Source organism: Nonomuraea sp. NPDC049504, from assembly GCF_040676845.1.
Classification (GTDB): domain Bacteria; phylum Actinomycetota; class Actinomycetes; order Streptosporangiales; family Streptosporangiaceae; genus Nonomuraea; species Nonomuraea salmonea.
This window is the reverse complement of record NZ_JBFAPT010000037.1, coordinates 37,317-56,233: the sequence shown is the minus strand read 5'-3', so window position 1 is coordinate 56,233 and position 18,917 is coordinate 37,317. Positions and strand designations below refer to the sequence as shown.

Sequence of the window (18,917 nt, the reverse complement as noted above, 5' to 3'; positions counted from 1 at the left end):
CGTCGGAGGGTTTGCATGGCATTGCGGAAACGGTCATTGGGTGTGGTCGCGGTCATCACCGCGGCCGGTCTGGGGCTCGCCGCGTGCGGCCAGTCCTCCGGCGGCGGTGAAGGTGGTGACGCCATCGAGCTGACGATCGCCCAGAACGCCATCGCGGGCGGCAAGAACGCCGCCGCCGCGAAGCACATCGCCGACTGGGTGATCCCGAAGTTCGAGGCGGCCCAGAAGGCCAAGGGTAAGAACGTCACGGTCAAGTTCGTACCCAGTGGCGTCGACGACGAGCAGTACAAGACCAAGCTCTCGCTCGACCTCAAGTCCGGCAAGGGCGCGGACGTCCTCGACATCGACGGCATCTGGGCCGGCGAGTTCGCCGAGGCCGGCTACCTCAAGCCGCTGTCGGAGCTGGTCGGCCCCGAGGCCGACAACTGGGACGGCTGGGGCCAGATCCCCGAGGCCGTGCAGGGCATGACCGAGTTCAACGGCAAGAGGTACGCGCTGCCCGTCGGCACCGACGGCCGCGTCCTCTACTTCAACAAGAACCTCTTCGCCAAGGCCGGGCTGCCCGCCGACTGGCAGCCGACGAGCTGGCAGGAGATCCTCGACGCCGGCGCCAAGCTCAAGAGCTCGGGCGTGCCCGTGCCGATCCAGATCAACGCCGGCACCGCCATGGGCGAGGCCACCTCCATGCAGGGCGTGCTGCCGCTGCTCGCCGGCGCGGGCGGCGAGGTGCAGCAGGACGGCAAGTGGACCGGCGCGTCCCAGCCGCTCAAGGACGCCCTCGGCCTCTACCAGAAGATCTACGGCGGCGGCCTCGGCGACCCCAAGCTCCAGCAGGAGGCCAAGGGCCGCGACAAGTCGTTCCAGCAGTTCGCCGACGGCAAGGTCGGCATTCTGATGGAAGGCGACTACTTCTGGCGCGGCGTGGTCAACCCCAAGACCGGCGTCGCCAAGATGGCCGACCGCGACCAGGTCGTCGGCTACGCGATGATCCCCGCCATCGAGCCCGGCAAGGGCATCCGCGGCCAGGACTTCGTCAGCATGTCCGGCGGCGCGCTGCGCACGGTCAACCCCAACAGCAAGCACCCCAAGGAGGCGTTCGAGCTGGCCGCCTTCACCCTCTCCCCTGAGGCGCTGAAGGAGGAGACCAAGGACGGCAACGTGCGCATCACCCCGCGCTCGGACGTCAACAAGGAGATCCTGGCCGGAGAGCCGCTGCTGACCTACATCTCGGAGAAGGTGCTCCCGGTGACGGCCTACCGCCCGCCGGTCGCCGTCTACCCGCAGGTGTCGGTGGCGCTGCAGGAGGCCACCGCGGCGGTCGCCGGCGGCACCGCGCCCGACCAGGCCGCGGCCGACTACCAGAAGAAGCTTGAGGGAATCGTCGGTGGCGCAGGCAACATCGCCTCCTGAAGTAGCGACCGAGAGCGGCAAGGCCCGCTACAGCTCGGACGCGGCGGGCCTGGGCAAGGCCAGGGCCGGGGTCTTCATGACCCCAGCCCTGCTGCTCATCGCGGCCTTCCTCGTCTTTCCCGCGCTGTGGGTGCTCTATCTCGGCCTGACCAACTACCGCCTGACCGGGATCGCCGCCGCCGATCCGCAGTTCGTCGGGCTGGACAACCTCCTCGACGCGATCACGAACCCGACGTTCTGGAGCTCGACCTGGCTCACCGTCGAGTTCGTGCTGGGCTCGGCGGTCATCGGCCAGGTCGGGCTCGGCTTCACCATCGCCTGGCTGCTGCGCGACAAGCGCGGCACGCTCAAGCGGGTCGTCGAGGGCCTGGTCATCCTGGCCTGGATCCTGCCCAGCGCCATCGTGTCGTTCCTGTGGGTGGCGCTGCTCGACCGCGACGGCGGCACGCTCAACGCGCTGCTCGGCATGCCCGGCATGGCCTGGCTGCTCGACCACCCGATGCTGTCGATCATCGTGTTCAACACCTGGCGCGGCACCGCGTTCTCGATGATGTTGTACGGCGCCGCCCTCGGCAACGTGCCGCCCTCCCACCTGGAGAGCGCCCGCCTGGCCGGCGCCTCCGGCTGGCAGCAGCTCAGGGACGTCGTCTTCCCCCACATCAGGGGCCACATCCTGACGAACCTGCTGCTCATCAGCCTGTGGACGTTCAACGACTTCAGCCCGTTCCTGCTCACCGCCGGCGGCCCCGACGGCAAGTCCGAGGTGCTCGCCGTGCACGTCTACAAGGTGGCGCTGCAGGGCGGCGAGCTGGGCTACGGCGCCGCCGTCTCCACGATCATCCTGCTCATCAACCTGGTCGTGGCGGTGTTCTACCTGCGGCTGCTCAGGAGCAAGAAATGACGCGATTCGTCCTGGGCCGCATCGGGTTCTACACGCTGATCGCCGTGCTGCTGGCGTTCTTCACGATCCCGCTGCTGTGGCTGGTCACCGCGCCCTTCACCTCCGACCCCACCTACGAGGTGCGGCTGCCCGACTTCACCTGGGACAACTTCCAGGCCGTCATCGAGCACCCGTACGCGCTGCCGTCGCTGTGGAACTCGGTCGTGCTGTCGGTCGGCACCGCCGCGCTGGTCGTGATCTTCTCGGCGCTGGCCGCGTACGCGCTCAGCCGGGTGCGGCTGCCCGGCCGCGACGCCCTGCTGTACGCGCTGCTCCTGCTGTCGTCGATCATCACCGGCACGGCGGCCATGGTGCCGTTGTTCCAGCTCGCGGTGGAGCTGAACCTCATCGACTCGCAGATGGGGCTCATCCTCATCCTGACCGGCGGCCTGCTGCCGGCGGCGATCTTCATGCTCAAGGATTTCATGGACTCGACGCCGAAGTCGTACGAGGAGTCGGCCCGCGTCTTCGGCGCCACGCCGCTGCAGATCGTCCGGCACGTCGTGGTTCCCCTCGTCCGTCCCGGGCTGGCGACCATCGCCGTGTGGGCCGTGGCCAACGTGTGGGGGAACTTCCTGATGCCGTACCTGCTGCTCAGCGACGTGGAGAAGCAGCCGGCGGCGGTGATCACGTACACGCTGTACACCGAGGGCGGGCAGGCCAACCTCAGCATGCTGTCCACGTTCGGGCTGCTCTACTCGATCCCGGTGGTCCTCATGTACCTGTTCGTCAGCAAGAAGTACGGCTTCCGCTTCCACGGAGGGATCAAGCGTTAATGGCCGCCATCGAACTACGCGGGCTGACCAAGGTCTACCCGGGCGGGGTGACAGCGCTCGACGCGCTCGACCTGGCCATTCCCGACGGCGAGTTCTTCGCCCTGCTCGGTCCCTCCGGCTGCGGCAAGACCACGCTGCTGCGCACGATCGCCGGCCTGGAGACCGCCACCGGCGGCGCCGTCGTCATCGGCGAGCGCGACGTGACGGGCGTGCAGCCGGGCGGCCGCGACGTGGCCATGGTGTTCCAGGACTACGCGCTGTTCCCGCACATGGACGTCACCGACAACATCGCCTACCCGCTGCGCATCAAGAAGGTCGCCAAGAACACCCGCCGCGACAAGGCCGCCGAGGTCGGCGCGCGGCTGGGCCTGGAGCACCTGATGGACCGGCGGCCGGGCCAGCTCTCCGGCGGGCAGCAGCAGCGCGTCGCGCTGGCCAGGGTGATGGCCACGCAGGCGCAGGCGTTCCTGTTCGACGAGCCGCTGTCCAACCTCGACGCCCGGCTGCGGCTGGAGGCCAGGACGTTCCTCAAGAAGCTGCAGCGCGAGCTGGGCGTCACCACCGTCTTCGTCACCCACGACCAGGCCGAGGCGCTGGCCATGGCCGACCGCATGGCCGTCATGGAGGCCGGGCACATCCGGCAGATCGGCACGCCGTCAGAGGTGTTCCAGCGGCCGGCCAACACGTTCGTCGCCGCGTTCATCGGGTCCACGCCGATGAACCTGCTCGACGGCACCGTACGAGGTGACACGCTGGACGTGGCAGGCTGCAAGGTCGCGGTCCCCGACTCGGCCGAGGGGCTGCTGTCCGACGGGGAGAAGATCGTGTACGGCGTACGACCGGAATACCTCGCCTACTCCGCCGCGCCCGCCGACGGGGCGTTCGGCGGGAAGGTGGCCATCGTCGAGAACCTGGGCGCCTCCCACCTGGTGACCCTCGACGTCAACGACGTGAACGTGCAGGCCGTGGTGCCCGAGGGCAGCGAGCCCGCCGTCGGCGACGACGGCTTCGCCGTGCCCCGCCGCGACCGCGCGCTCGTCTACCGGAACGGAGAGCTCGTATGACCACCGGCCACTGGTCGCTGGACGACCGCCTGGAGCGGATCCTGCGCGAAGTGCCGTTCGAGGTGCCGCCCGGCACCGCCGCCGTGCACGTGAAGCTGTCCTACGACAGGTCGCAGGGCGTGCTCGACCTCGGCTGCGGCGCGCCGGACGGATTCCGCGGCTGGTCGGGCGGCGCGCGCGACGAGTACACGATCACCCGCGACTGGGCCACCCCCGGCTACCTGCCGGGCGAGCCCGAGCCCGGCACCTGGAACGTGTGGCTGCGGCTGCACCGCATCCCGCCGCAGGGCCTCGACTACACGCTCGACATCACCTGCGAGCGCGTCGCCCCGCCGGAGCCGGTCGTCGCCGAGCCGCCGCACGGCGAGCGCCCGCCCCGCAGGGACATCCCCGACATCGGCGGCCTGCGCTGGTTCGCCGGCGACTTCCACGCCCACACCGTGCACAGCGACGGCAGCCTGACCATCGCCGAGCTGGCCGAGCTGGCCCACGGGCGCGGCCTCGACTTCCTCGCCGTCACCGACCACAACACGGTCAGCCACCACCCCTGGCTCGGCAAGATCGACCGGGGCATCCACCTGCTGCCCGGCCAGGAGGTCACCACCGACCGCGGGCACGCCAACGTGTTCGGCGACGTCGGCTGGGTGGACTTCCGCCGGCCCGTCGACTCCTGGCACGACCACGCCGACCGCGCCGGCGGCGTGATGTCGATCAACCATCCGCTCGGCGGCGACTGCGCCTGGCTGCAGCCCATCGAGCGCCGTCCCCGCGTCGCCGAGGTGTGGCACTCCGGCTGGTGGGACCGCCGCTGGGGCGCGCCGCTCGCCTGGGCCGACGCCTGGCGCGACGACGTCATCGTGATCGGCGGCAGCGACTTCCACAAGCACGGCTCCGACGGCCTGCCCGGCGCGCCCACGACCTGGGTGCTCGCCGAGGGCTCCGTCCCCGGCACGGACACGGTGCTGGACGCCGTCAAGGCCGGGCGCACCGCCGTCTCAGCGGGCCCAGACGCGCCGCTCCTGCTGCGCCTCGGCGACGAGCTGCTCGCACTGGACGCCGACGGCCTGGTCCTGGTCCGCCCCGACGGCACCCGCCAGGTCGTCCGCGGTGAGCGCGCCCTGCTGCCGGCCATCGACGGGCCGCACCGGCTGGAAACCCACGAGAACGAGGTGATCGCACTATGCGCGTGAGGAAAGTCGCGAACGCCCCCGTCAGCTTCGGCGTGTTCGAGCTGAGTGACGCCCCGCCGCCGCTGACCGCCGACGAGATGGTCCGCGCCCTGGCCGACGCCGGCTACGAGGGCATCGACTCAGGGCCGATCGGCTACCTCGGCACCGGCTCCGAGCTGGCCGAGCGGCTCTCCGGCGCCGGGCTGCTGCTCGCTGGCGGCTGGGTGGACCTGCGCTACCACGACGCGCAGGCGTTCGAGCAGGACCTGGCCGGGCTGGACAGCGCGCTCGACTTCTTCGCCGCCGCCCCCGAGGGCGACCTGCCGCCCAGGCCCACGCTGGCCGCGCCCGGCACCCCCAAGCGGTTCGCGCGGCCCGGCGGGAACGCTCCCGGCCTGGCCGCGGCCGACTGGCCGGCCTACGCCGCCCGTATCCAGCAGGCCACCGACCGCTGCCGGGAGCGCGGCTTCGAGCCCGCCTACCACCACCACCTCGGCACGTACGTCGAGACGCCCGACGACGTCGAGCGGCTGCTCGAGCTGACCGACGTCGAGCTCTGCCTGGACACCGGCCACCTGCTGCTGGCCGGTGGAGACCCGGTCGAATGCCTGCGCAAGTGGGCGAGCCGGGTCACCCACGTGCACATCAAGGACGGCGACACCGAGATCCTCGCCCAGGCCCTGGCCGACGGCGTGGACCTGCGTGAGCTGATGGGCCGCGGCGGCTTCGCCCTCCTCGGCGAGGGCGAGCTCGACCTGCCCGCCGTCATCCGCACCCTCGACGAGATCGACTACTCCGGCTGGGTCATCGTCGAGCAGGACACCCTGCCGGGGCGGCGCAGCGTCGCCCAGAACATCGCCGACCAGGCGGCCAACCGCCAGAAGCTGAAGGACTTGGGACTGTGAGAATCGCGCTGGTGGGTTGCGGCGCCGTCACCCAGGCGGTCTACGTGCCGCTGCTGTCGCGCCGCCGCGACCTGTTCGAGGTGGTCGCCGTCTGCGACCTGTCGCGGACGCTGGCCGACGCCGTCGGCGACCGGCTGGGCGCGGGCAAGCGCTACACCGCGGTCGCCGACATGCTGGCCGACGGCGGGTTCGAGGCCGTCGTCGTGCTCGCGTCCGGCTCCCACGGCGAGACCGTGCGGCAGGCGCTGTCCGCCGGCTACGCCGTGCTCTGCGAGAAGCCGCTCGCCCTGACCAGGGCCGAGGTGGCGGCGCTGCCCGAAGGGCGGCTCATGGTCGGCTACATGAAGCAGTACGACCCCGCCGTGCGCCGCGCCGAGAAGCTGCTCGCCGAGCTGGGCGGGCCCGCCGCCATCAGGGCCGTCGAGGTGACCGTGCTGCACCCGAGCGGGGAGTCGCAGCTCGCCTTCGCCAACCTGACGCAGGCCCGCGACGTGGACCCCGGGCTGCTGGCCTCGCTGCGGGCCGCCGAGGACGAGCTGGTCTCCCAGGCGCTCGGCGCCGACGCGCCGAAGGACGTACGCGGCCTGTACGGCGTCGCACTCGGCTCCATCTGCCACGACCTGTCGCTGCTGCGCCGCTTCACCGGCTCGCCCGCCGACATCTCGTACGTCGAGACGTGGGGCGAGACGCCCGGCTCCATCGAGATCTCCGGCCCCCTGCCCGAGACCGGCCGGTTCTCCCTGCGCTGGCACTACCTGGAGGACTACCCGGCCTACCGCGAGACCGTCGCCATCCACCACGACAGCGGCTCACTCGAACTGGTCTTCCCCTCGCCCTACCTCATGAACGCCCCCACCACGCTCACCGTGGTCACCCCAGGCGAGAGCCGTGCGGAATGGCGCGAGGTGACTGAGGCATTCGAGGTACAGCTGGCGGCCTTCCATGCTTACGTGAACGATGGCACGCCGCCGCTCACCGACGCGGGCGGCGGGCTCGAGGACATCGTCACGGCACAGCGGATCGCGGCCCGCTACGCCGTACAGCACGGACTGCCCATTGGAGGGGAAGCAGCGTGAGCACGGAGATCGTCGTCGTACCGCACACCCACTGGGACCGGGAGTGGTACGAGCCCTTCCAGCGCTTCAGGCTGCGTCTGGTGGCGCTGCTCGACGAGGTGCTCGACACCATGGAGCGCGAGCCCGACTACCACTTCACCCTCGACGGCCAGCTCGCCTGCGTGGACGACTACCTGGAGGTGCGTCCGGAGAACCGCGACCGCATCGCCGCGCTGGTCGAGGCCGGGCGGCTGGCCGTGGGGCCGTGGCAGATCCTGCTCGACGAGTTCCTGTGCTCGGGCGAGAACATCATCCGCAACCTGGAGCTCGGCATGGACAGGGCGGACAAGCTGGGCGGCGCCATGCCGGTCGGCTACCTGCCCGACATGTTCGGCCACACCGCCCAGATGCCGCAGATCCTGCGTAAGGCCGGGCTGCTGCACGCCTGCGTCTACCGCGGCGTGCCGTCCTCCGTCACCACCGACGCCTTCGCCTGGACCGCTCCCGACGGCACCGCGATCCGCACCCAATACCTCCCGGCCGGCGGCTACGGCAACGGGGCCCACCTGTTCCACGACAGCGAGGGGCTCAAGGAGCGGGCGGCGGCGTTCGTCAGGACCATGCGCGAGTGGCACGGGCCCGAGGGGTCGCTGCTCGCGATGTACGGCACCGACCACTCCGCCCCCGTACGCGGCCTGCCCGAGATGGTGGCCGCCATCGGCGCCCGCATGGACACCCTGTCCGGCTACATCGGCGCGTACTCCGGCGACGTGGACGGCCTGCCGCAGGTCCACGGCGAGCTGCGCTCCCACGCCCGCGCCAACATCCTGCCCGGCGTCATCTCCGTGCGCGCCCACGTCAAGCAGGCCATGGGCCGCGCCGAGCGGATGGTCGAGCGTTACGCCGAGCCGCTCGCCGCGCTCTGGGGCGAGGAGTGGCCAGGACGCTTCCTCGACATGGCCTGGTGGCGGCTCGTCGACGCCAGCGGCCACGACTCCGTCACCGGCTGCGGCGTGGACGACACCGCCCAGCAGGTCGCCGCCCGCATCGCCGAGGCCGAGCACCTCGGGCAGGCCGTCCGCGACATGGTGACCGCCCGGCTCGCCGAGGCCGCGCCGTCCGACTCCATCGTCATCGTCAACCCGACGCCCCAGACGCGCTCCGGCGTCGTGATCCTCGACGTCGAGGGCACCGACCCCATCGCCGACCCCGCCGGCGAGGCCCTGCCCACCCAGCCCATCGAGTACGCCCCCACGCTCCTGCTCGACCAGGAGATGGACCCGGCCGTCGCGCTCAGCTTCGTGCACGGCACCGAGCTGTACGGCCAGCACATCACCGACTGGAAGGTCGACGACGACACCCTGACCTTCACCGTGGCGCGCGAGACGTCCGTCGTCTTCGACGTGGACGACCTGCGGGCCGCCATCGACGGCGTCACCCGCGTCCGCATCGAGGCCGAGCAGCGCCGCACCGTCGCCGCGCTCGTCACCGCGCCGCCGCTCGGCCACACCACCGTCAGGCCCGCACCGCGCGACGAGGTCTACGACCCCGACGCGCCGCAACCGCTGCCCAGCGAGCACCACCCGTCGTGCTGGCTGCGCTCCGACGACGCCCCGCTGCCCGTCCGCGGCGACGCCCAGGTGCTCGACAACGGGCTGGTGCGCGTCACCATCGCCGAGGACGGCCTGCTCGACATCGTCGGCGACAACGGCACCAGGATCACCGGCGCCGGCCGCATCGTGGACGGCGGCGACGTCGGCGACACCTACAACTACGCGCCGCCGCGCGCCGACCTCGTCGTCTCCCAGCCGGTGAGCGTCGAGACCGAGATGATCCTCAGCGGCCCGATCGTCGCCGCCGTGGACGTCCGCCGCACCTACCGCTGGCCCGCCGCCGCCGAGGCGATCGAAGGCATCCCCGAGGTGCCCGCACTCAACCGGCGCGCCGAGATGGAGGAGATCGTCGTCACCATGCGGGTCGAGCTGCGCGCGGGCGAGCCGTTCGTCCGGCTGCGCGTCGAGTTCGACAACCGCTGCGACGACCATCGCGTACGCTTCCACGTTCCGCTGCCCACGCCCGCCTCCGAGTCTCACGCGGAGGGGCAGTTCGCGGTCGTCACCCGGCCCCTGACCTCCGAAGGCGGCTGCGGCGAGACCCCGCTGCCCACCTTCCCCGCCTCCTCCTGGGTCGCCGCGGGCGGCGTGGCCGCACTCCTTGAGCACGTCACCGAGTACGAGGTGAACGACGACGAGCTGGCGCTCACCCTGCTGCGCTCGGTCGGCTACCTCTCCCGCAACCGCAACAGCCTGCGCCCCGAGCCGGCCGGCCCTCAGCTGCCCACTCCTGCGGCGCAGTCGCGGGGGCTGCGGACGGTGAACCTGGCGCTCATGCCGTACCTCGGGTCATGGGAGAAGGTCGTCCCCCACGCGGAGGCGTTCCGTCACGACCTGCTCGTGGTTCCAGGGCTCGGCGACCGCTCCCTGCCCATGCCGCAGCCCGCCCCCGGCCTGTCGGTCACGGGCGACGGGGTCGTCATGACCTCGCTGCGCGACCGAGACGGCTGGCTGGAGCTCCGCGTCGTCGCCATGACCCCCAACCCCACGGAAGCGGTCATCTCCACTGTCCAGGAGGCCCGCCACACCGACCTCAGAGGCCGCCCCGGCGCTCCGCTGCAGGTCACCGACGGCACCGTCCGCCTTCCCCTGTCTCCTTGGGAGATCGCGACCATCCAGTTCCGTAAGCTCTGAGTAATGACTCGAACGCGTGTAGTAATCTTTCGGCCATGGTCACGGCCCAACATGAAGGTCTGAACAAGATCGCCACTCTCAATCTCGAATACACCCGCGAGATGCTGAGGGCCCTGTTCGACCTTCCCGTCCCGAAGGAGGGCGCGGCGCGACTCGCCTCGCCCGACCTCTCGGAAGCTGATCCCGGCGTCTGCCGGGCCGACAACGCCATCCTTTACGGCACGGGAGAGGAGAGATTCGGCGTCATCGTCGAGACGCAGCGCGACCAGGACGATGACAAGCTCTATGCGTGGCTGGAGTACATCGCCAACTTCCGGGCGCGTGAGCGGTGCCCGGCCTGCCTGGTCGTCATCTGCCCGACCAGGAAGGCGGCCCGCTGGGCCGCCCGTGAGATCCACACCGGCCACCCGGGGCTGATCCTCAAGGCCCTCATCATCCACGCGGGCAACACCCCGGTCATCACCGACCTCGCCCAGGCCACGGAGAACATCGGCCTGGCGATCATCTCCGCCATCACGCAGAGCGAACACCCGAAGTTCGCCACGATCTTCGCCGTCCTGCAACAGGCGCTGGATCACATCGATACGGAGCAGGCGTGGCGGTACGCTCGTTATGTCAATCTGTCACTGCTGGGTGACGCACAGGAAGAGTGGAACCGAGGCATGAGCACGATGACGTATCCGTACCAGGGCGAGTACGTGGAGGGCCTCCTCGCCGAAGGCAAGATCCGAGGACTCGCCGAGGGCAAGATCCAAGGGGAGATCGCACGGGCGGCAAGGGCGGTCATCGAAGTGCTCGAGGTTCGGGGGCTGGTGGTGTCCGAGGCGGTGCGGCAGCGGGTCACGGCCTGTGAGGACCTTGGTGTCCTGGACCAGTGGCACATCAGGGCGATCACCGCTGAGTCGGTCGAGGACGTCTTCGGGTGATGTCAGGGGCCGAGGAGGCCCAGGTGGCGGGCGGCGCGGATGGCCAGCCAGACCTCTGCGAAGGCGCTGGTCGAGGTGAGGTCGCGGCCTGTCAGGTCGGTGAAGCGGCGCAGGCGGTAGGACAAGGTGTTGGGGTGGATGTGGAGGGCGGACGCGGCGTCCTCCACGTGCCGGTTGCGTTCCATCCACACCCGTACGGACGTCAGCAGCCGTGACGAGTGGGCCTCGTCGTAGGCGAGCACCGGCCCCAGCACGTGGTCGACCAGGGCCGACAGGGTGGCGGGGTCGTCGGGGAGCCAGCGGCCCGTGGTGTCGTCGCCGTAGTGGACCAACGGCTTGCCGGATTCGGCGGCGTTGGTGGCGGCCCAGACGGCTTCCCGTTGGGCGACTCTCAGGGATGTGCCGGGTGGGAAGGGGCGGCTGAGGCCGGCGGCCACTCCCGGCACGGCGGCCACCGCCGGGGCGATGGCGGGCGGGCCCAGGACGTAGTGGTCGTCGCCTCGGCGCAGCATCAGGTGCGGGAGGTCGTCGAGTGCGCGGCGTAGCGCCTCGTCCGCTCCACCTCGCGCCCCGCCCGTGAGGTCTTCCGGGAGGTCGCGGGCCACCAGCAGGACCGTGTCGGTGTCCATGGGGAGGCCGAGACGGGCGAGGCGGCGGCGGGCGGCGGGTGGGTCGAGGAGGTCCTGGAGCAGCTCGGCCAGGGTTTCCGCGCCCTCCCTGCGCAGCGTCTCTCGTTCGTGGCGGGCCATCGCGACCTGCAGCGCGGCGACGGTGGCGATGTGCTGGACCACGGCGAGGCCGGCGGGGCGGGCGCCCTCGCGTTCGAGGGCCACCAGATGGCCCGCAGGGCCGCCAGGAGCGGAGACGGGCAGGACGAAGCCGCCCGGGATCGTGGGTGGCGCGTCGGGTTCGGCGGGCAGCACGTCGAGGGGCGGCACCGGGACGCCGGGCAGCAGCGGACGGCCGCTGCGGGTGGACAGGTAGACGTCGTAGCCGGACAGGCGTTCCAGGCGCTTGAACAGGGTGGCGGTGTCGAGGTCTTCGGCGGCGAGCCAGCGCAGCGCGCCGAACACCTGGAGCTGGGCGCCGAGCCGGTGGCTGGCGTCCTCCTGCAGCGCCGCGGCCACCTCCTGGGCGATCGCGATGAACGGCACCGCCAGCGGCACCTCCAGCACCGGCATCCCGCGCTCCTCGGCCGCCTCGAAGAAGGCCGGGTGCAGCGGCGGCACGTGGAGCTGGGCCGACAGGGCGAGCGCGGAGACGCCGGCGTCGTCGAGCCGCTGCAGGTAGGCGCGCTGCCGGGCGGCGGCGCGCGGCAGGCCGATGCCGGTGGTCATGATGACCTCGGCTCCGAGCAGCCACGGCGTGGGGTCGTCGAGCTCGCTGACGTGCGCCCACGACACGGAGCGGGACAGCCCCGCCTCCCCGGCGAGCAGGCGCAGCTGCAGGGCGGGGGAGCGCAGGAGGTTTTCGACGGTCAGCTTGTGGTCAGCCACAACACACACCGTAGTACTTCGTGGCACCTACAATTGCCGCAGGTCAGAGCCATGACGAACACTGGCGGACATGAACACAGGACCCGTCGACTCCTCCAAGGTCCCGCGCTTCGCGGGGTTCGCCACCTTCGCCCGCCTACCCCGGCTCGACCAGGTCGAGCGGGCCGACGTGGCGGTGGTCGGCGTGCCCTTCGACACCGGCGTCTCCTACCGGCCGGGGGCCAGGTTCGGCCCCGCGGCGGTCAGGGAGGCCTCGCGGCTGCTGCGGCCGTACCATCCGGGCCTGGACGTCTCCCCGTTCGCGCGGGCGCAGGTCGCCGACGCCGGCGACATCGCGGTGAACCCGTTCGACATCGGCTCCGCCATCGAGACGATCGAGGACGCGGCAGGCGGCATGGACGCCCGGCTGGTCACGATCGGCGGCGACCACACGATCGCCCTGCCGTTGCTGCGTGCGGCGGCGCGCAGGCACGGCCCGGTGGCGCTGGTGCACTTCGACGCCCACCTCGACACCTGGGACACCTACTTCGGCGCCGAGTACACCCACGGCACCCCGTTTCGGCGGGCGGTCGAGGAGGGCCTGCTCGACACCGAGGCGCTCAGCCACGTCGGCATCCGCGGCTCCCTCTACGGCAAGAAGGACCTGGAGGACGACCGGCGGCTCGGGTTCGGCATCGTGACCGCGGCCGACGTGCTGCGGCGCGGTCTGGACGAGGTGATCGACCTGCTGCGGCAGCGCGTCGGCGACCGTCCCCTGTACGTCTCGGTGGACATCGACGTGCTCGACCCGGCCCACGCCCCCGGCACCGGTACCCCGGAGGCGGGCGGGCTGACCAGCCGCGAACTGCTGGAGATCCTGCGCGGTCTCGCGGGCCGCAACCTCGTCGGGGCCGACGTCGTGGAGGTCGCCCCGGCCTACGACCACGCGGAGATCACCTCGATCGCCGCGTCCCACGTGGCGTACGACCTGGTCAGCCTGATGGCGCTGACCGAGGAGGAGACGGGATGAGCGGGTCCATCACCGAGATCGAGACCTACGGCGTCGAGCGCATCCCCGACGCCGACCGCACCGCCCGCCCCCTCGACCTGTTCAGGGTGGCCTTCGGCGGCGCGAACACGTTCGCCACCTGCGTGCTCGGCGCCTTCCCCATCCTGTTCGGGCTGTCGTTCTGGCAAGGGCTGGCCGCGACCGTGCTGGGGCTGGTCGTGGGCGCGCTGATCCTGGCGCCGCTGTCGCTGTTCGGCCCGCTGAACGGCACCAACAACGCCGTCTCCTCATCGGCGCACCTCGGCGTGCACGGCCGGGTGGTGGGCTCGTTCCTGTCGCTGCTGACGGCGATCGCGTTCTTCTCCATCTCGGTGTGGTCGTCGGGCGACGCGCTGGTGGGCGGCGCGCACCGGTTGATGGGGCTGCCGGACACCGACCTGTCGTACGCGGTCGCGTACGCCGTCTTCGCCGTCCTGGTGCTCGTGGTCTGCGTGTACGGCTTCCGCTTCATGCTGTTCGTCAACAAGATCGCGGTGGCGGCGGCGTCGGCGCTGTTCGTGCTGGGCGTGTTCGCCTTCGCCGGCGACTTCGACCCGTCGTACGCCGGCGCGATCAAGCCGGGCGACCCGCTGTTCTGGCCGTCGTTCATCGGCGCGGCGCTGATCGTGCTGTCGAACCCGGTCTCGTTCGGCGCGTTCCTGGGCGACTGGTCGCGCTACATCCCGGCGAGCACCCCGCGCCGCAGGGTGATGGCGGCGGCGTTCCTGTCGCAGATCGCCACGATCCTGCCGTTCCTGTTCGGCCTGACCACGGCGTCGATCATCGCGACCAAGGCGGCCGAGTACGTGGACCCGGCGGCCCCGAACTACGTGGGCGGCCTGCTGGCGATCTCGCCCGGCTGGTATTTCGTCCCGGTCTGCCTCATCGCGCTGATCGGCGGCATGTCCACCGGCACGACCTCCCTCTACGGCACCGGCCTCGACTTCTCCAGCGTCTTCCCGCGCTTCTCCAGGGTGCGGGCGACGGTGTTCATCGGCACGCTGTCGATCCTGTTCATCTTCGTCGGCAGGTTCGCGGCGAACCTCACGCAGAGCATCTCCACGTTCGCCACACTGATCATCACGTGTACCGCACCCTGGATGGTGATCATGATGATCGGCTACGTGACGCGGCGCGGCTGGTACGACGCGGAGGCGCTGCAGGTGTTCAACCGGCGCCAGCACGGCGGCCGCTACTGGTTCACGCACGGCTGGAACTGGCGCGGCATGAGCGCGTGGCTGGTCTCGGCCGGGGCGGCGCTGGCGTTCGTGAACCTGCCCGGCCAGTTCGTCGGCCCGCTGGGCGACCTGGCGGGCGGCGTGGACGTGTCGCTGCCGCTGGGTCTGGCGGTGGCGGCGCTGCTCTACCTGGCGCTGCTGACCGCCTTCCCCGAGCCGCGCGAAGTCTACGGCCCGCAGGGGCCGCGCCTGGTCAGAGCGGCGGACACGCCGGTGCTGCCCATCACCGCGGCCACCGAGCCGGTGGCCTGATGGCGATCGTCGATCTGTCGGTGCCGGTCGAGACCGGGATGCCCGTCTACCCTGGCGATCCCGAGGTCTCGACCGGCCCGGCGCTCACCGTGGCCCGCGACGGCGTCAACGTCCTGGGCCTGCATCTCGGCTCCCACTCCGGCACCCACGTGGACGCGCCACGGCACATCGACGACGCGCTGCCGGCGCTGGACGAGCTGCCGCTGGATCGGTTCTGCGGGCCGGCGGTCGTGGTGGACGCGCGCGGGCTGCCGCCGCGGGCGCCGATCGGGCCTGAGCCGTTCCAGGACGTCGAGCCCGGCGTGATCGTGCTGGTCGCCACCGGCTGGTCGCGGTGGTGGGGGAGCGCGCGCTACACCGAGCACCCCTACCTGACGGAGGAGGCGGCGGAGCTGCTGGTCGAGCGCGGGGTGCGGACGGTGGGCATCGACGCGTTCAGCGTGGACCCGACGCCCGCCGCCGACTTCCCCGCGCATCGGGCGCTGCTGGGCGCGCACGCGGTCATCGCCGAGAACCTGACCGGGCTCGACCGGCTGCTCGCGGAGGCGGGCCCGATCGAGGTGTTCCTGCTGCCACTGCGGCTGCCGGGCGCGGACGGCGCACCCGTGCGGGCCGTGGCAAAAGTAGGGGCAAAAGTAGGGGCAAAAGTAGGGCCGAAAGCAGGGGCGTAAGCCGGCTAGCGGGTGCCCCAGGAGTACGTCTGCTTGCGCAGCTTGAGGTAGACGAACGACTCGGTCGCGCGGACGGAGGGGATGGCCCGGATCTTGCTGAGGATCTCCAGCAGGTGGCCGTCACCTTCGCAGACCACCTCGACGATCACGTCGAAGGAGCCCGCCGTGAGCACCACATAGTCGATCTCGTCGATGGCCGCCAGCTCGTCGGCGACCGACTCCAGGTCGCCCTCGCAGTTGACGCCGATCATGGCCTGGCGGGGGAAGCCGAGCGTGAGCGGGTCGGTGACCGCGACGATCTGCATGACCCCGGCGTCCTGCAACCGCTGGACGCGCTGCCTGACGGCCGCCTCTGACAGCCCGACCGCCTTGCCGATCGCCGCGTACGGCTTGCGTCCGTCGGCCTGGAGCTGCTCGATGATCTGCTTGGACAGGTCGTCGAGCACAACGGGCCCGGATTTGCCGTTGTTTCGGCGTACGCGCGGCGGCGTCGTCATCGAGAGGATTCCTCCTAGCGGGTCGGCGTTACGGGGGCGTTCCCGCTGGGTTGCCGTCCTGGTGCGACATGTTGTCAGTTCCTGGCGGTCTGTCAAGCGAATTCGTAGCAATTTGATATCTTCACCACGAAATCCCTTGTCCAGCTGCACCTGCTCTGTCAGAGTCGCGGCATCTCAGCCACCTGTCCAGGAGGGCGAATGACAACCCGTCTGCAGAACTTCATCAACGGTGAGTTCGTGGACGCCAAGAGCGGCCGGTTCTCCGACATCATCGACCCCTGCACGGGTGAGGCGTACGTCCAGGCGCCCGTCTCCGGGCAGGAGGACGTCGACGCCGCTTACGCCGCCGCGGCCGCCGCCTTCGAGTCGTGGGGCCGTACCACCCCGGGCGAGCGGGCCGGGCTGCTGCTGAAGGTCGCCGACGCGATCGAGGCGCGGGCCGACGAGATCAACGAGGACGAGTGCCGCAACACCGGCAAGCCACTGGCGCGCATGGCCGAGGACGAGACGCCGATCGCCGCCGATCACTTCCGGTTCTTCGCCGGGGCGGCCCGCACGCTCGAGGGCCCGACGGCCGGCGAGTTCCTGGCCGAGCACACCAGCGTCATCAGGCACGAGCCGATCGGCGTCGTCGGTCAGGTGACGCCGTGGAACTACCCGATGATGATGGCGGTCTGGAAGATCGCCCCCGCGCTCGCGGCGGGCAACACGATCGTGCTGAAGCCGTCCGACACCACTCCGGTCTCCACGCTCAAGCTGGCCGAGATCCTCGGTTCCGTGCTGCCGCCCGGCGTCTTCAACGTCGTCACCGGCGACAGGGAGACCGGCGCACTGGTCGTCGGCCACCCGACCGCGGCGATGGTGGCCATCACCGGCTCGGTCGGCGCGGGCATGTCGGTTGCCAAGAGCGCCGCCGACGACCTCAAGCGGGTGCACCTGGAGCTCGGCGGCAAGGCGCCGGTCGTGGTGTTCGAGGACGTCAAGGACCTCGGCAAGGCCGCCGCCGACATCGCGATGGCCGGCCTCTACAACGCGGGCCAGGACTGCACCGCGGCCTGCCGGGTGCTCGTGCAGGAGAGCGTGCACGACGAGTTCGTGGCCGCGCTCACCGAGGCCGCGGCCGCCACGGTCACCGGCGACCGCGGCGTCGAGGACGCGCTCTACGGCCCGCTCAACAACGAGAACCAGCTCGCCAGGGTGCAGGGCTTCATCGACCGGGTCCCGGCGCACGCCAAGGTGCTCACCGGCGGTCACCGCGTGGGCGAGCGCGGCTACTTCTTCGCCCCGACCGTCGTGGACGGGCTCAAGCAGGACGACGAGATGGTGCAGAACGAGGTCTTCGGCCCCGTGATCACCGTCCAGACGTTCAGCGACGAGGCCGACGCCCTGGCCAAGGCCAACGACGTCCGCTACGGGCTGAGCAGCTCGGTGTGGACCTCCGACCACGGCCGCGCCATGCGCATGTCGAACCGGCTCGACTTCGGCGTGGTCTGGGTCAACACGCACATCCCGTTCGTGTCGGAGATGCCGCACGGCGGCTTCAAGCACTCGGGGTACGGCAAGGACCTGTCGGTGTTCGGCCTGCACGACTACACCAGGGTCAAGCACGTCATGCACTACATCGGCGAATAGCAAGGAAAAATCCTGGATATGACCGGGCTGAGTGCGATTGAGCTTGAAGACGTCGTCAAGGAGTATCTCTCGCATGGCGAGGTCGTCCAGGCGGTCAAAGGCGTGACGCTGGACATCGCCGAGGGGGAGTTCTTCTCCCTCCTCGGCCCGTCCGGTTGCGGCAAGACCACGACCATGCGGATGATCGCCGGCTTCGAGGCGCCCACCAAGGGCCTGGTGAAGCTGCACGGCCAGGACGTCACGAACGTCCCGCCGAACAGGCGCGACGTCAACATGGTCTTCCAGTCCTACGCGCTCTTTCCGCACATGAGCGTCTGGGACAACGTGGCGTTCGGGCTCAGGCAGCGCAGGACGCCGCAGGAGGAGATCAGGCGGCGGGTCGGCGAGATGCTGGAGATCGTCGATCTGACCGGCCGGGAGAAGCGCATGCCGCGCGAGCTGTCCGGCGGCCAGCAGCAGCGGGTGGCGCTGGCCAGGGCGCTGGTCAACCGGCCCAGGGCGCTGCTGCTCGACGAGCCGCTCGGCGCGCTCGACCTCAAGCTGCGCCAGGCCATGCAGATCGAGCTCAAGCGCATCCAGCGCGAGGTCGGCATCACGTTCGTGTACGTCACCCACGACCAGAGCGAGGCGCTCACCATGAGCGACCGCATCGCCGTCATGAACGACGGCCTGGTCGAGCAGCTCGCCGGTCCGCGCGAGATCTACGAGCGGCCCGCGACGCCGTTCGTGGCCGGCTTCATCGGCACCTCCAACCTGCTCGCCGGCACCGCGAGGGACGGCGAGCTGAAGGTCGGCGATGGCCGGGTGCTGGTGCCGGGGCACGACGGCGAGGTGACGGTGACCGTACGGCCGGAGAAGATCACCATCGGCGCCGACGAGCCCGCGCGCGAGCGCAGCGCCGTCCGCGGCACCGTCGCCGAGGTGGTCTACCTCGGCACCTACAACAGTTACGCGGTGCGGCTCGCTGAGGGGGCCGGGGAGACCGTCATCACCGTGTTCCAGCAGAATGCCCACGACGCGACGGCGACGGCGGAGCGAGGCGACTCCGTGTGGCTGTCCTGGCAGGCGCAGCACTCGTACGTGATTGGAAGTCGATAGCACCCCATGAACCC

Annotated in this window: 16 protein-coding genes; 14 read left to right on the top strand and 2 right to left on the bottom strand. The window is 70.7% G+C overall.

Translation table 11 applies throughout. The features are described 5' to 3' along the window. Positions 1 to 15 precede the first annotated feature (15 nt). The 9 genes from AB0K28_RS45055 to AB0K28_RS45015 are packed head-to-tail and all read left to right on the top strand — an operon-like array spanning position 16 to position 10,992. Positions 16 to 1,410: an extracellular solute-binding protein gene (locus AB0K28_RS45055; RefSeq protein WP_364382951.1), complete on the top strand. Its 1,395-nt coding sequence runs from the start codon at positions 16 to 18 to the stop codon at positions 1,408 to 1,410. Then, positions 1,385 to 2,311, top strand: coding sequence for a sugar ABC transporter permease (locus AB0K28_RS45050; protein WP_345398045.1), 927 nt, complete (start codon positions 1,385 to 1,387; stop codon positions 2,309 to 2,311). The genes AB0K28_RS45055 and AB0K28_RS45050 overlap by 26 nt, the downstream gene beginning before the upstream one ends. Next, a complete protein-coding gene (locus AB0K28_RS45045; protein WP_345398048.1) occupies positions 2,308 to 3,126 on the top strand; it encodes a carbohydrate ABC transporter permease in 819 nt (272 codons plus the stop codon). The genes AB0K28_RS45050 and AB0K28_RS45045 overlap by 4 nt, the downstream gene beginning before the upstream one ends. Further along, positions 3,126 to 4,190 (top strand): ABC transporter ATP-binding protein, encoded by a 1,065-nt coding sequence (locus tag AB0K28_RS45040; protein ID WP_345398051.1) that lies wholly within the window; start codon positions 3,126 to 3,128, stop codon positions 4,188 to 4,190. Before AB0K28_RS45045 ends, AB0K28_RS45040 begins: the two co-directional genes overlap by 1 nt. Then, on the top strand, positions 4,187 to 5,380 hold the full coding sequence (locus AB0K28_RS45035; RefSeq protein WP_345398054.1) for a CehA/McbA family metallohydrolase: 1,194 nt from the start codon (positions 4,187 to 4,189) through the stop codon (positions 5,378 to 5,380). Before AB0K28_RS45040 ends, AB0K28_RS45035 begins: the two co-directional genes overlap by 4 nt. After that, positions 5,371 to 6,264 carry a TIM barrel protein gene (locus tag AB0K28_RS45030; RefSeq protein ID WP_364382945.1) on the top strand — a complete coding sequence of 298 codons (894 nt, stop codon included), beginning with the start codon at positions 5,371 to 5,373 and terminating at the stop codon, positions 6,262 to 6,264. Before AB0K28_RS45035 ends, AB0K28_RS45030 begins: the two co-directional genes overlap by 10 nt. Next, complete coding sequence (locus tag AB0K28_RS45025; protein ID WP_364382942.1) at positions 6,261 to 7,340, top strand: Gfo/Idh/MocA family oxidoreductase; 1,080 nt, start codon at positions 6,261 to 6,263, stop codon at positions 7,338 to 7,340. Before AB0K28_RS45030 ends, AB0K28_RS45025 begins: the two co-directional genes overlap by 4 nt. Continuing rightward, the gene (locus tag AB0K28_RS45020) at positions 7,337 to 10,066 is read left to right on the top strand and encodes a glycoside hydrolase family 38 C-terminal domain-containing protein (protein ID WP_364382939.1); all 2,730 of its coding nucleotides are present in this window, start codon (positions 7,337 to 7,339) and stop codon (positions 10,064 to 10,066) included. Before AB0K28_RS45025 ends, AB0K28_RS45020 begins: the two co-directional genes overlap by 4 nt. Positions 10,067 to 10,101: 35 nt before the next feature. After that, on the top strand, positions 10,102 to 10,992 hold the full coding sequence (locus tag AB0K28_RS45015) for a hypothetical protein (protein ID WP_345398072.1): 891 nt from the start codon (positions 10,102 to 10,104) through the stop codon (positions 10,990 to 10,992). Between the two features lie 2 nt (positions 10,993 to 10,994). On the opposite strand, the gene AB0K28_RS45010 is transcribed toward AB0K28_RS45015, so the two are convergent. Next, positions 10,995 to 12,488 carry a PucR family transcriptional regulator ligand-binding domain-containing protein gene (locus tag AB0K28_RS45010; RefSeq protein WP_364382936.1) on the bottom strand — a complete coding sequence of 498 codons (1,494 nt, stop codon included), beginning with the start codon at positions 12,486 to 12,488 and terminating at the stop codon, positions 10,995 to 10,997. A gap of 70 nt (positions 12,489 to 12,558) precedes the next feature. Between AB0K28_RS45010 and speB the strand changes: the two genes are divergently transcribed. From speB to AB0K28_RS44995, 3 genes are read left to right on the top strand one after another with little or no spacing between them, the layout of a single operon-like run. Continuing rightward, positions 12,559 to 13,497 carry an agmatinase gene (gene speB, locus AB0K28_RS45005; protein WP_364382933.1) on the top strand — a complete coding sequence of 313 codons (939 nt, stop codon included), beginning with the start codon at positions 12,559 to 12,561 and terminating at the stop codon, positions 13,495 to 13,497. Next, complete coding sequence (locus AB0K28_RS45000) at positions 13,494 to 15,005, top strand: cytosine permease (RefSeq protein WP_345398075.1); 1,512 nt, start codon at positions 13,494 to 13,496, stop codon at positions 15,003 to 15,005. The genes speB and AB0K28_RS45000 overlap by 4 nt, the downstream gene beginning before the upstream one ends. Next, positions 15,005 to 15,676 carry a cyclase family protein gene (locus tag AB0K28_RS44995; protein WP_364382929.1) on the top strand — a complete coding sequence of 224 codons (672 nt, stop codon included), beginning with the start codon at positions 15,005 to 15,007 and terminating at the stop codon, positions 15,674 to 15,676. Before AB0K28_RS45000 ends, AB0K28_RS44995 begins: the two co-directional genes overlap by 1 nt. Positions 15,677 to 15,681: 5 nt before the next feature. On the opposite strand, the gene AB0K28_RS44990 is transcribed toward AB0K28_RS44995, so the two are convergent. After that, positions 15,682 to 16,173, bottom strand: coding sequence for an Lrp/AsnC family transcriptional regulator (locus AB0K28_RS44990; protein ID WP_355422752.1), 492 nt, complete (start codon positions 16,171 to 16,173; stop codon positions 15,682 to 15,684). A gap of 198 nt (positions 16,174 to 16,371) precedes the next feature. Between AB0K28_RS44990 and AB0K28_RS44985 the strand changes: the two genes are divergently transcribed. Then, positions 16,372 to 17,805, top strand: coding sequence for a gamma-aminobutyraldehyde dehydrogenase (locus AB0K28_RS44985; protein WP_345398078.1), 1,434 nt, complete (start codon positions 16,372 to 16,374; stop codon positions 17,803 to 17,805). Between the two features lie 18 nt (positions 17,806 to 17,823). Further along, positions 17,824 to 18,903, top strand: coding sequence for an ABC transporter ATP-binding protein (locus tag AB0K28_RS44980; RefSeq protein ID WP_364382925.1), 1,080 nt, complete (start codon positions 17,824 to 17,826; stop codon positions 18,901 to 18,903). Positions 18,904 to 18,917 lie beyond the last annotated feature (14 nt).

What these genes read in the sequence shown, in the direction of transcription:
- AB0K28_RS44980 (WP_364382925.1), top strand. Translation starts at nt 17,824, where the DNA reads ATGACCGGGCTGAGTGCGATTGAGCTTGAAGACGTCGTCAAGGAGTAT.
- AB0K28_RS44985 (WP_345398078.1), top strand. Translation starts at nt 16,372, where the DNA reads ATGACAACCCGTCTGCAGAACTTCATCAACGGTGAGTTCGTGGACGCC.
- AB0K28_RS45030 (WP_364382945.1), top strand. Translation starts at nt 5,371, where the DNA reads ATGCGCGTGAGGAAAGTCGCGAACGCCCCCGTCAGCTTCGGCGTGTTC.
- AB0K28_RS44990 (WP_355422752.1), bottom strand. Translation starts at nt 16,173, where the DNA reads ATGACGACGCCGCCGCGCGTACGCCGAAACAACGGCAAATCCGGGCCC.
- AB0K28_RS45045 (WP_345398048.1), top strand. Translation starts at nt 2,308, where the DNA reads ATGACGCGATTCGTCCTGGGCCGCATCGGGTTCTACACGCTGATCGCC.
- AB0K28_RS45040 (WP_345398051.1), top strand. Translation starts at nt 3,126, where the DNA reads ATGGCCGCCATCGAACTACGCGGGCTGACCAAGGTCTACCCGGGCGGG.
- AB0K28_RS45000 (WP_345398075.1), top strand. Translation starts at nt 13,494, where the DNA reads ATGAGCGGGTCCATCACCGAGATCGAGACCTACGGCGTCGAGCGCATC.
- AB0K28_RS45055 (WP_364382951.1), top strand. Translation starts at nt 16, where the DNA reads ATGGCATTGCGGAAACGGTCATTGGGTGTGGTCGCGGTCATCACCGCG.
- AB0K28_RS45015 (WP_345398072.1), top strand. Translation starts at nt 10,102, where the DNA reads ATGGTCACGGCCCAACATGAAGGTCTGAACAAGATCGCCACTCTCAAT.
- AB0K28_RS44995 (WP_364382929.1), top strand. Translation starts at nt 15,005, where the DNA reads ATGGCGATCGTCGATCTGTCGGTGCCGGTCGAGACCGGGATGCCCGTC.
- speB (WP_364382933.1), top strand. Translation starts at nt 12,559, where the DNA reads ATGAACACAGGACCCGTCGACTCCTCCAAGGTCCCGCGCTTCGCGGGG.
- AB0K28_RS45035 (WP_345398054.1), top strand. Translation starts at nt 4,187, where the DNA reads ATGACCACCGGCCACTGGTCGCTGGACGACCGCCTGGAGCGGATCCTG.